Source organism: uncultured Pseudoxanthomonas sp. (genome assembly GCF_947498795.1).
GTDB lineage: Bacteria > Pseudomonadota > Gammaproteobacteria > Xanthomonadales > Xanthomonadaceae > Pseudoxanthomonas_A.
Genome location: NZ_CANMLQ010000001.1, coordinates 1 through 12,129, shown reverse-complemented (window position 1 = coordinate 12,129; position 12,129 = coordinate 1). Strand labels below are relative to the sequence as shown.

Annotated in this window: 10 protein-coding genes; 2 read left to right on the top strand and 8 right to left on the bottom strand. The window is 69.1% G+C overall.

The genetic code is table 11. From position 1 onward, the window contains the following. Window positions 1-3: 3 nt before the first annotated feature. On the bottom strand, window positions 4-1,818 hold the full coding sequence (locus Q0907_RS00050; RefSeq protein ID WP_299340282.1) for a DegV family protein: 1,815 nt from the start codon (window positions 1,816-1,818) through the stop codon (window positions 4-6). 192 nt (window positions 1,819-2,010) lie between these two features. On the opposite strand from Q0907_RS00050, the gene Q0907_RS00045 reads away from it, so the two are divergent. Further along, complete coding sequence (locus Q0907_RS00045) at window positions 2,011-2,331, top strand: hypothetical protein (RefSeq protein ID WP_296279391.1); 321 nt, start codon at window positions 2,011-2,013, stop codon at window positions 2,329-2,331. Window positions 2,332-2,391: 60 nt separating this feature from the next. Beyond that, entirely contained in the window at window positions 2,392-3,111 is a 720-nt protein-coding gene (locus tag Q0907_RS00040; RefSeq protein ID WP_299342575.1) for a M90 family metallopeptidase, read from the top strand. A gap of 1 nt (window position 3,112) precedes the next feature. On the opposite strand, the gene Q0907_RS00035 is transcribed toward Q0907_RS00040, so the two are convergent. The 7 genes from Q0907_RS00035 to Q0907_RS00005 form a co-directional block, all read right to left on the bottom strand. Beyond that, window positions 3,113-4,567 (bottom strand): sensor histidine kinase, encoded by a 1,455-nt coding sequence (locus tag Q0907_RS00035; protein WP_296279389.1) that lies wholly within the window; start codon window positions 4,565-4,567, stop codon window positions 3,113-3,115. Between the two features lie 28 nt (window positions 4,568-4,595). Next, complete coding sequence (locus Q0907_RS00030; protein ID WP_055937106.1) at window positions 4,596-5,282, bottom strand: response regulator transcription factor; 687 nt, start codon at window positions 5,280-5,282, stop codon at window positions 4,596-4,598. A 75-nt stretch (window positions 5,283-5,357) separates the two neighbouring features. Beyond that, the gene (locus Q0907_RS00025; protein ID WP_299340279.1) at window positions 5,358-5,768 is read right to left on the bottom strand and encodes a hypothetical protein; all 411 of its coding nucleotides are present in this window, start codon (window positions 5,766-5,768) and stop codon (window positions 5,358-5,360) included. Window positions 5,769-5,915: 147 nt separating this feature from the next. Next, window positions 5,916-6,839, bottom strand: coding sequence for an arginine deiminase-related protein (locus tag Q0907_RS00020; RefSeq protein ID WP_299340276.1), 924 nt, complete (start codon window positions 6,837-6,839; stop codon window positions 5,916-5,918). A 2-nt stretch (window positions 6,840-6,841) separates the two neighbouring features. Then, entirely contained in the window at window positions 6,842-7,840 is a 999-nt protein-coding gene (dusA, locus tag Q0907_RS00015) for a tRNA dihydrouridine(20/20a) synthase DusA (RefSeq protein WP_299340274.1), read from the bottom strand. Window positions 7,841-7,869: 29 nt separating this feature from the next. Further along, on the bottom strand, window positions 7,870-8,592 hold the full coding sequence (locus Q0907_RS00010) for a response regulator transcription factor (RefSeq protein WP_299340271.1): 723 nt from the start codon (window positions 8,590-8,592) through the stop codon (window positions 7,870-7,872). Beyond that, complete coding sequence (locus tag Q0907_RS00005) at window positions 8,589-11,234, bottom strand: sensor histidine kinase KdpD (RefSeq protein WP_299340268.1); 2,646 nt, start codon at window positions 11,232-11,234, stop codon at window positions 8,589-8,591. Before Q0907_RS00005 ends, Q0907_RS00010 begins: the two co-directional genes overlap by 4 nt. Between the last annotated feature and the right edge of the window lie 895 nt (window positions 11,235-12,129).

The window sequence follows — 12,129 nt, the reverse complement described above, 5'->3', positions numbered from 1 at the left end:
GGTTCAGGCATCGGCGGCCGGCTGCACCGCCACGATCAGCGCGCCCTGCCCGGCGTGTGCACCGATCGCCGCCCCGGTTTCCACCAACCGGTCTTCGCTGATCGACACGCGCGCACGCAGTGCGGCCAGCAGGCGCTCGCCCTCGGGCCGCGCATCGCAGTGTCCGACGATCAGGCGCCAGCGCTGTCCCGCCGGCAGTTGTCGCGCAACGCGCCGTGCGAACGCTTCGGGTGCGCGATCGCGGGTCAGCAGGAGCCCGGCGACGACCATGCGGCCGTCGACGCTCATCTTCGCCATCGGCGTCAGCGCACTGAGCCGTGCGATCGGCGCCGCCCAGCGGGGAATGCGGCCCCCACGCACCGCGTGGGAGATGTCGGGTGCGATGGCCCACATGCGGGTCTGCGGACGCAGGCGCGCGAGTTCGGCCAGCACCTCCGCCTCGTCATGCCCCAGCGCGGCCAGCTCGGCGGCGCGCCAGACCAGCAGGGCCTGGCCGCAGGCCGCGTTGACCGTATCGAAGACGCGCACGCGCCTGCCGGGGTCGCGGGCCGCCGCATGCTCGCCTGACTGCAGCGTGCCCGACAACGCCCGCGACAGGCCCACGTACAGCACGCGCGCATGATGTGCGAGCGCCAGTTCGAAGTGGCGGCGGAAATCCCCCGGCGGGGGCTGGCTCGTGCGCGGCAACTGGCGCGAAGCCGCCATGCGCCGATAGAACTCGGCCGTCGACAGCCCCACCTTGTCGAGGTAATCGCGGCCGTCCAGATCCACCCGGGCCGGCACCACGCCGATCGCGTAACGCTCGGCGATGTCGTCCGGCAGGTCGGCGGCACTGTCGGTGACCACCACGAGCGGTTGCGGCGCAGCGGCGACCGCCTGCTGCCGGATCATGTCGTCGGCCTTCATGCCCTCCACGCGCCCTTGCTGCGCGCAGGCATCGAACAAGGCCTGCGGCGATCCGGCATGCGCGTGCACGCGCAGGCGCGCGGTACCGCCCGCGATGACGATGGAATCGGCGCCCATCGCCTCCAGCGCCGCGCGCAGGCGCTCGCGGTCCAGACCCTCGCCGAGCAGCAGGCATTCGGTGCACCAGCGGCGATCCGGGTCGATCTCGTGGTCATGGTCCAGGGGGGCGGCGGCGTCGTTCGCCGCGACCGGTGCACCGGCGCGCACGCGCACGGCGCGCGGCCCCCCCTCGACGAACTCGGCGATGCCCTCCAGCAGGTCGACGAAGCCCTGCGCGCCGGCATCGACCACGCCGGCCTTCTGCAGCAGCGCCATCTGGCGCGGCGTGTCGGCAAGCGCATGCCGTGCGCGCATGAGCGCACGCGTGAACCCGCTGCGCGTGTCGGGCTGCGCACTTTCCGCCGCCGCGTCGAGTTCGTCGGCGAAGGCGCTGATGACGCTGAGGATTGTGCCCTCGACCGGCTGGGCCAGCGCCTGCCGGGCGCTCTGCGCACCGCGGCGCACCGCGGCCGCCAGCGAACGCGCGTCCAGTTCGGGCAACGCATGCACGTGCTCGGCCACCCCATGGAGGAACTGCGCCAGGATGGCGCCGGAATTGCCGCGCGCACCATCGATCGCGTCATTGCCGACACGGCTGAGCAAATCGCCGGCATGCTGGCTGGGCTGGCTGAGCGCGCCGTGCAGCACGCTGCCGAGCGTCGAGGCGAGATTGTTGCCGGTATCGCCATCGGCGACCGGGAACACATTGATGCGGTTCAATCCATCCCGGGCCGCAATGACCCGACGGGCCCCGGCGATCAGCGCCAGGCGCAGGGCGGGGGCGGTCAGGGGACGGTCGTGGGGCGCGGGCATGGCAAGAGTCTGCCGCAAGCGCGGGCACCGCCCTGTTGCGTCGCAGCAGCCCATGCCGGGTTTCCCCCGGTCCGTCGCCGCGGGGCGCGGTTTCGTCGCAAAGCGCTCGAGGATCCATGCCCTCCGGCGCCAATCCGGCTATAGTCAGCGGCGTTCTCTGGCCGCTGTACCCGACTGACAGGAGTCTCCCCGATGCTTCGCGCCAGCCTTGCCCTGCTGCTCCTGGCTGCTTCGGCCGTGGCGTTCGCCCAGAACGGGCGTGGCCTCGCCAACGGCAACGTCGACACGTGTCCGGAGATCGCCGACCGCGCGGTTGCGGAACGGCAGGTCGATGCCGTGCCGGTTGCCTCGGACCCCCGGCGCGCTCGCGCGAATGCCGCCCGTACCAAGTACGGCGTGCCGGCAACCCTGGCGCCCGTCACCACGCGGGGCGGTGGCGACGACGACGACACCCCGCTGCCGCGCAACCGCGGGTCCAAGTGGCACAGCTTCCTGCCGGGCATGTTCCGCTGAGGCGGACGTCGGTACCACGTGATCGGACTGTTGCGCCGCCTGCGGCCCGCGCCCCCGACGATTGAAGACAACCTGTGGCAGTCCATCCTCACCGGCACGCCATGGGTGTCCGCGCTGGATGAGGTACGTGCGGAGCGGCTGCGCGCCTTGACCGCGCTGTTCCTGCATCGAAAGACCATCACGCCCTTGGCAGGACTGCGCCTGGACGACGCGCAGCGGGCGCAACTGGCCGCGCTGTGCTGCCTTCCGCTGCTCGAGTTCGGCGAAGCCGGCCTGCGCGGATGGTCGCAGCTGATCGTCTACCCCGACGCCTTCCGCGTGCAGCGCACGCACACCGACGCCGCCGGCGTGCTGCACGAGTGGGAAGACGACCTCGCGGGCGAAGCCTGGGACCATGGGCCGCTGATCCTGTCGTGGGCCGATGTGCAGGCCGACCTGGCCGAACCGGACGCCGGTTTCTGCGTGGCCGTGCACGAAATGGCGCACAAGCTGGACGTGCTGGATGGCGAACTCGACGGCACCCCGCCGCTTCCGGATGCGTGGCGCGGCCGCTGGGCACGCGACTTCCAGCGCGCGTACGACGACTTCTGCATGCAGGTCGACCTGGGCCGCGACACCACCCTCGATCCCTACGCCGCCGAGGCGCCGGAAGAATTCTTCGCGGTCGTCACGGAATACCACTTCTCCGCGCCGCACATACTGGCCGAGGCCATGCCGGACGTGGCGGCGCACCTGCAACGCTTCTACGGCCCTTCGCCGATGGCGCCCGACGCGGAATGAGTCAGAGTCCGGGCGGCAGGCGCACTTCGAAGCGCGCACCGCCCAGTTCTTCCGAGCGCCGTACCTGCAGCTCGCCGCGGTAGTCGCGGATCAGGTCCTGCACGATCGACAGGCCAATGCCATGGCCCTGCACGCGCTCGTCGCCGCGCACGCCGCGTTGCAGGACTTTCGCCACGTCGTCCTCGGCGATGCCGGGGCCATCGTCATCGACGGCGATGAACACACCGGGGCGACGCTGCGGCGCCGTCGCGCCCACCATCACCGTCAACAGCACGCGCGAACGCGCCCACTTGAACGCATTCTCGAGCAGATTGCCCATCAGCTCCTGCAGGTCGCCGGTCTCGCCGTGGAAACGGGCGCGCGGATCGATTTCGAATTCGCAGATCACGCCCTTCGCCGCATACACCTTCTCCAGGCCACGCACGATTTCCTCGGCATGCGGCTCGATGGGTACCGCGGCCGAGAAGAGCTTGTGTCCGCTCGACGCAGCGCGCGCCAGCTGGTACGAGACCAGGTTGTTCATGCGCTTGAGCTGCACATCGAGCTCCTCGCGCAAGGCCTGCGGATCGCCGCCCCCGCTGTCCAGCTGCGTCCGCAGCACCGCGATGGGCGTCTTCAGGCTGTGCGCCAGGTCGGCCAGCGTATTGCGCTGGCGCTCCAGGTTCTCGCGCTCGCTTTCGATGAAGGCATTGATGCTGTCGGTCAGCGGCTCGAGCTCGCGGGGATGGCTCTCGGTCATGCCCGACAGCTCGCCGCGCTGCACGCGGCTGAGTTCGAAGATCACCCGCCGCAGCGGGCGCAGGCTCCATCGCAACACCAGCATCTGCAGCAACAGCAGGATCACGCCGGCACCGCCGAGGTACACCCACAGCGAACCCCGGAATACGCGGATCTGCGCGCTCAGCGCCTGCGCATCCTCGAAAATGTAGATGCTGTACGGGATCTCGGCGTGCTGGTGCGTCGCCGGCCACGCATAGCCCACGCCATACCGGTACGCCTCGCTGTCGCTGCCATCGGCGCGGCGGATCGGCAACGGCCCTTCGAACGATTCCTCGAGCGCGCCCAGCATGCGCGGGGCTGGCAACTCCGGCCCGAGGGTCGAATTCGATCCCCACGGCGGCACGCCCTGCAGCACCACCTGCGCGTACATGCCGCTGTCGGGCATGTCGAAGCGCGGGTCCGGCGTGTTGTAGGGAGGAATCAACGTGCCGTTGCGCCCGAACTCCACCTTGTCGGTGTAGTAGAGCGCATAGCTCTTCAGGCGTTGGCGAAGGTTGTTCTCGGCGGTGTCGACGAACGCACGGTCCAGCGCGTAGCCCGCCAGGGCAAGGAACGCGACCAGCGCGAGGCTGGCGGCCAGCAGCTGGCGCGCGCGCAACGATCGCGGACGCCACCCGTCGAACCGGTCACGGCCGACGGGGGCGGAAGGCGCGGCGCCGGACGGTGGCGCAGGCATCAAGTGCAGGCGATGCCGGCGCGGGACATCAGCCTTCGCCGCTGCGCGGGATCGCGAAACGATAGCCGCGGCCGCGCACGGTCTCGATCGGCTTCAGCTCGCCATCGGGATCCAGCTTCTTGCGCAGGCGGCCGATGAACACTTCCAGCACGTTCGAGTCGCGATCGAAGTCCTGCTGGTAGATGTGCTCGGTCAGGTCGGCCTTCGAAACCAGCTCGCCGGCATGCATCATCAGGTATTCGAGCACCTTGTACTCGTAGCTGGTTAGGTCGACATTGCTGCCGTTGACGCTGACCGTCTGCGCAGCGAGGTCGAGCGCGACCGGTCCGCACTCCAGCGTCGGCTTGCTCCAGCCCGCCGCCCGGCGCAGCAACGCGTTCACGCGCGCCAGCAGTTCTTCCACATGGAACGGCTTGACCAGATAGTCGTCGGCACCCTGCTTCAGGCCTTCCACCTTGTCCTGCCAGCTGGAACGCGCCGTCAGGATCAGCACGGGGAATTTCTTGCCTTCGTCGCGCAGCGCCTTGATCAGCTCCATGCCCGACATCTTGGGCAGGCCGAGATCGATGATGCCCACGTCGAACGGCACTTCGCGGCCCATGTAGAGGCCTTCTTCGCCGTCCTGGGCCGCGTCCACCGCGAAGCCTTCGCGCTTGAGGCGCGCGGCAAGGGTTTCACGCAGGGGGGCTTCGTCTTCGACCAGCAGGATACGCATGGACTCTCCTTGGGAATGCGGCGCGGCAGCGGGCCGCGCGGGACGTGCTCTGTTGAGCCTGGATTCTACGTAAGACTACGGGCGCGGGGGGTTATCGCCGCGTGCAGGCTGCGGAGGCAGCGCAAGGTCGCGACGCGGACGAACGGGCGAGTCTGCGTCGCGGCGCGACGCCCCTCGGTCGTCCTGGGTTTCCGTGCGCACGCGACCACGCTCGTCGATGTACTTGACGCGCGTGACATCGCGGCCGTCGTACTGCATGCGCTCCACGCTCAACACCTGATTGCCCGATTCACTGCGCACGCGGCGCACCGAATCGGACATGGAATTGCGGTGGCCCCGGTCATCGCTGCGCGGAAAGCCGCGCTCGCGGGGCGGCGGACCGTCGTTGCGGCCACGCTCGTCTTGCGCCTGCACCGCATGGGTGCCGGCGACGGCGGCGAGAACCGCCAGGGCAAGGGCGGCGAGGGTCGGGGCACGAAAACGCATAACGGAATCGTAACGGAAGTGGGGTCGCGAAACTGAACGAAACCCGAAACCGCCTCTGGAGAATGGAAGCGCAGTCTTGGTCCGCGGCAGTGAATCGGTTCTGAATTTATCCACAGGGCAACGCCCCGCATTCAGCCAGCTGAATCGTCAGAAAACCTCGGCAACACAACACCTTAGCGAACCGCCGCCTGCTTCTATCGCGTCCAGCGCCACGCTATGCACCGCCAGTCCCGCGGCGGCCAGGCGCGCCAGCGAGGAGGGACGGAGGGCTGCATGTGCACGCCGGCTCATCCATACCCTGCCCTCGGTCAGCGAGATGGCATTGCCAGCGAAGGCCGCCTGCTCCGCCGCATCCAATTCGACCACCTGATCGGGATACAGCGCGTCCAGTGCGGCCACCAGCCCAGGGGACACCAACCCCTCTTGGTGCACCAGCGCGACCCGGCCGGCCAGCACCGCCAACACCACGTTGGTGTGGTACTCGCCGGGAGCCAGGTCGAACGTCAAGGTGGCACGCAGTCCGAACGCCTCGTGCATCCTCGCCGCCCCCGTTTCGTCGCAGCGTTCGGACAACCCGCAGAACCCGATCCCGCGCGCGCGATCGATGACCAGCGCGCCCGTCAGTTCGCAGGGATGCGGCTGGGTGGACAGATCGATCTCGGCATAACCCAGGGCGTCGCGGAAGAAGCGGCGGATGTCCGCGCGTTCCGCCTCGCGCCGGCGGACTTCGTGGCGCATGCGGCCGACGATCAGCCTCGGTTCCCCGCCGACGCGCGCGGTGGCGAACACGTTGTTGGGAAACACCGCATCCGGTGTCGCATCGTCGCCGGGGAAGCAGATCACGGGCACGTCCTGCGCCAACGCCCGATGCAGCGCGTGATGCTCGCGCAGCGCGGCATCCGCGTCGAAGGCCTCGGCGCCCGCCATGTACCGGTTGTCCTGCGCGGACTGCTCGGCGCGCATGAATCCATCCGGCGACACGAGGAACGCGGCACGCGCCGTGGCGGGCCCGACGTCCGGCGCCAGCGTGCGCGCATGCGCGACGAACTCGGCGACGTCGCGCGTGATCATGCTCAGGCCGCCGGCCGCATTTCGCGCACGGTCGCCGCCAGCGCCTGTTCCACCAGCGACCAGTCCGCGCCCGGCTTGTGCGCCCCTTCGCTGAGGATCTGCCGGAAAGCGCGTCCGCCCGGCTGCGCATGGAACAACCCCAGCACGTGGCGCGTCAGGTGCTTCAGCGCCACGCCCTTCGCCAGCTGCGCTTCGACATACGGGCGCCATGCGCGCAGCAGGTCCGCGCGGGGCGCAATGTCGCCACCGAACAAGGTCGCCTGCATTTCATGCAGAACATAGGGCTCGTGATACGCGGCGCGGCCGATCATCACGCCATCGCTGTGCTGCAGGTGCTCGTGCACCTGCGCGGTCGTGGTGATGCCGCCGTTGATCGCCACCGTCAGCGCCGGCCGCTCGCGCTTGAGCCGGTAGGCCCAGTCGTAACGCAGCGGAGGAATCTCGCGGTTTTCCTTGGGCGACAGCCCTTGCAGCCACGCCTTGCGCGCATGCACGAAGAACGTGTTGCAACCGGTGGCCGCGACCGTATCGATGAAGGCGAGGAAGAGGTCGTAGTCTTCCTGCTCGTCCACACCGAGACGGCACTTCACCGTCACCGGAATGCTCACGGCCTCGATCATCGCCGCCACGCACTCGGCCACCAGCGCGGGTTCCCTCATCAGGCAGGCACCGAACCGCCCCGCCTGCACGCGGTCGGACGGGCAGCCGACGTTGAGGTTCACCTCGTCGTACCCCCATTCCTGCGCGATGCGCGCGGCCTGCGCCAGGTGCGCCGGCTCGCTGCCGCCCAGCTGCACCGCCACGGGATGCTCACCCGCATCGAACCCAAGCAGTCGATCGCGGTCGCCATGGATCACCGCCTGCGCATGCACCATCTCGGTGTACAGGCGTGCGTTCGGCGCCAGCAGCCGGTGGAACACGCGGCAGTGCGTGTCCGTCCAATCCATCATCGGAGCGACGGACAGGCGCAGGGCGTCATGGGGAATCGGGGGGGACGTCATGCCGCCATTGTAACGGGGCGCCTCTCGCCTCACTCCCGCACGACAAACCGCAACCCCACCCCAGGCTCCGTCGCGATATACCTTGGCGCTGTCGCGTCATCACCCAGCTTCTGCCGCAGCTTGCCGACGAGAATGCGCAGGTAATGCGTGTCGTCCTGGTGGGTGGGGCCCCAGAGTTCGCGCAGCAGTTGCGGTTGGGTGACCACGCGGCCGGGGTGTTGCAGCAGCAGGGCTAGCAGGGCGAATTCCTTGCGGCTCAGTGCGACGGGTTCGCCGTCCAGCGTCACTTCGCGGCGGCCGAGGTCGACGTGCAGGTGCCCGTCGTCGAACAGCGGCATGGCCGCATCGCTGGCGGCGATGCGCGTGCGCAGCAGGCCGCGGATACGCGCCATCAGCTCCTGCACGCCGAACGGTTTGGTGACGTAGTCGTTCGCGCCGCCATCGAGCGCGGCGACTTTCTCCGCTTCGCCGTCGCGCACGGTCAGCATGATGACCGGCACCTGCGACCATTGCCGCAGTTCGCGCAGTACCTCGTGGCCGTCCAGATCGGGCAGGCCGATGTCCAGCACCACCAGGTCGGCACCCTGCGCCGCCAGCTCGGCCAGTCCGGCATGTCCGCTCTCGGCCAGCGCCACCACATAGCCCTGCGCGCGCAGGCTGATGTCGAGGAACCGCCGGATCTGCGGCTCGTCGTCGATCACCAGGATGCGGGCCGGCGGTGCGGACGCGGGGGGTGGCGCGGTGTAGGTCAAGCCGGTGCCTGTGGTGCGGGAGTGAGCAGCGGCAGGGTAATCCGGATCACCGTGCCGCGGCCATCCGGCCCGGGCAGCGCCTGCACGCTGCCGCCGTGCGCGCCCACCATGCCCTGGCAGATCGCCAGTCCCAGACCGGTGCCGTGGCGGCCACGGTCGCCGCGCTCCACGCTGTAGAACATGTCGAAGATGCGCGCGCGCTCGTCTTCCGGAATGCCGGGTCCCCGGTCGCGCACGTCGATGCGCAGTGCGTCGTCCACGAGCTTCGCGTCGACCTGCACCGGTTCGCCCGGCGGCGAGAACTTCGCGGCGTTCTCCAGCACGTTGAATACAGCCTGCTCGATCAAGGCCGGATGCACCCAGATCGTCGGCACGTCCGCGGCGATCATGGTCTGCACGCGCACGTCCGGCTGGTAACGCTGCAGGCGCGAGACCGCCGAGCCGAGCAGTTCGTCCACGCCGATCCAGTCGCGGTTGAGCGTCAATCCGCTATGGCCCAGCCGCGTCATGTCGAGCAGGTTCTGGATGTAGCGGTCCAGCCGCTCGCCTTCCTGCTGGATGGTGTCGAGCAGGCTGCGTCGATCGCCTTCGCTGATCGCACTCCAGTAGCTGGCCAAGCTGCTGGCCGAACCGATCATCGAGGCGAGCGGCGAGCGCAGATCGTGCGACACCGACGACAGCAGCGCCGACCGCAGGCGTTCGGTCTCGCCACTGACGCGCGCGTCTTCCAGCTCCGTCACCAGCCGCGTGCGCACCACCGCCTGCGCGATGTCTTCCGTCATCGCTTCCGCCAGCCGCCGCTGCTCCGGCAGCAGGCGGGCGGCGTCCTCGAAACGCAGCCCCACCACCCCTAGGCTGCCGCGGTCGCCGCGCAGCGGCAGGAACCAGCGCGCCGCGCCCGCCAGCGTGTCGGTATGGCGTCCGGTCGGTTGTCCGTGCTGCTGCGCCCAGCCGCTGGCAGCACGGTCGATCTCGCTCAGCGTGGCGTCGACAGGCTCTTCGCGCCCCTGCACGCGTAGCCAGGCATCGGCGCCGAGTGCGCGCTCCAACGCCTTGCGGCCGGCGACCAGCACCTGGCCCAGGTCGGCGGCGCCGGCCAGGTCGCGGCCCAGGGCCTGCAATGCCGTGGCCTGCGCATTGGCCGCACGCAGCGCGACCACCTGCATGCGCAGGCGCGAGGCCAGGCGTCCTGCAACGAGGGCCGCCACCAGGAACAGGAACACCGTGGCCACACCTTGGCGCGCGCCGATGTTGAAGGTGAAGCGCGGCTCGATGAAGAAGAAGTTGTAGGCCAGGAAGCTCAACAGCGCGGCCACCACGGCAGCGGTCATGCGCGTGCGTGCGGCCACCAGCACCACCGCGACGATGAAGACCATCGACAGATCTTCCAGCCCTACCCAGCGCTCGGCCAGCCAGGCGACGCCCACTGACAGGACCGAGGCCGTCGCCGCGAAGCCCAGCTCCTCCCGGGGCAGCCAGCCGTTCGGACCGGCACTGCCACGGCGCGAACGCGCGCGCGCTTCCGGCGTGCTGATGATGACCAGCTCGTAGTGCGCGCCGCGCTGCAGGATCTGCTGCGTCAGCGTGCGGTTGATCATGCGCGCGAACGGCCGTTCACGCGTACGTCCCAGCACCAGCGTGGACGCGCCGCTCTGGGTGGCATGGTCGAGCAGCGCATCGGGAATGCGCGCACCGCGCAGCACGTCGGTGTCCGCGCCCAACCGGCGTGCCAGCGCGAAGGCCTGGTCGATCTCGCGCTGCTGCGCCTCGTCCACCGTGTCCGACACCTGCACGGTCACCACGCTCCACGGTGCATCGCGCCGTTCGGCGATGCGGCGCGCGGCACGCACCAGATACTCGGACTGACCCCGCCCGTCGATCGCCACCAGCACGCGACGGCGAAGCGGCATGCCGGGAAGGCCACGCGCAGCCTGGTCTTCGCGCAGGTCGGCGTCGACACGGTCGGCCGCCGTCTGCATGGCCAGTTCGCGCAATGCGATCAGGTTTGAGGGCGAGAAGAACGCCTGCAACGCCTGCGACGCCTGTTCCGGCAGGTACACCTTGCCCTGGTGCAGGCGTTCGATCAGTTCGCGCGGCGGCAGGTCCACCAGCACGATGTCGCGCAGCCGGTCGAACACGGCATCCGGCACGGTTTCGCTGACGCGCACGCCGGTGATCCGGTGGACGACATCATTGAGGCTTTCCAGGTGCTGGATGTTGATCGTCGTGTGGACATCGATGCCTGCATCGAGCAGTTCGATCACGTCCTGCCAGCGGCGCTCGTGGCGGCTGCCCGGCGCGTTGCGGTGGGCGAGTTCGTCCACCAGCGCGATCTGCGGGCGACGCGCCAGCAGCGCATCCAGGTCCATCTCCTCCAGCCAGCGTCCCTGGTAGGCCACGCGCTTGCGCGGCAGGATGTCCAATCCTTCGGTCAGCGCGGCGGTCTCGCCCCGGCCGTGCGTCTCCACGATGCCCACCACCACGTCGCGGCCCTGGCGACGCAGCTCGCGCGCCCGCGACAGCATGGTGTAGGTCTTGCCGACCCCGGGCGCGGCGCCCAGGAAGATCGTCAGCCGCCCGCCCTGCTCACGCTGCAGGTGGTCGATCAGGGCATCGGCCTGGCGGTGGCGGGCGTCGGTCATCGCACTATTCTGCCTGTTGTCGTGTCACGTCGAGAGGGTGTCGGCGTTGCGGAGGGCGTCGTCGAAGAAAATTTCCTCGATGGCGAGGCAGAACCGCCTTGCGCGCGAAGAAGATCTCCCTGCCGGCGCACCTGTTTGGTTCGATCGCATCGCCATGTTCCTCGTCGTCTCACCCAAAAGCCTCGACCCTCCGACCCTTCCAGGTTCGACGTCGATGAAGTTCGTCTCGTCATGACAGCTTCGAGCCTCGCGCGCGAACGAATCTTCCTCGTCGTCTCACCCTGGAACTTTGTGCATTGAAGAAAATTTCCCTTGTGCGCCAGCTTCCGAACCTCGTGAACGAGGCGATGCGCTCTGACAGCGCACCTTTCTGGTTCAGTCGCATGACGACAAGTACCGCACAGAGGTGATCGACCACCACAGGCCTCTCCCTTCTCCCCGCTGGCGGGGAGAGGAAAAAGCATCTTCAGCATCGTGCGGTTGTTTCCTTCTCCCCGCGCGCGGGGAGAAGGTGCCCGGAGGGCGGATGAGGGGCGAACGAAGCCAGTGCGTTCTCGGACCACCGAATCCCACCACGCACGACGACAGGGCATCACACCGCTCGATGCATCACGCGACGACACAGCCCCGCGGCGCCGTCGCCCCTCACCCGCCTTCGGCACCCTCTCCCCGCTGGCGGGGAGAGGGAAAAGCATCTTCAGCATCGTGCGATCTTTTCCTTCTCCCCGCGCGCGGGGAGAAGGTGCCCAGAGGGCGGATGCGGGGCGAACGAAGCCAGTGCGTTCTCGGACCACCGAATCCCTCCGCGCACGACGACAGGGCATCACACCGCTCGATGCATCACGCGACGACACAGCCCCGCGGCGCCGTCGCCCCTCACCCGCCTTCGGCACCC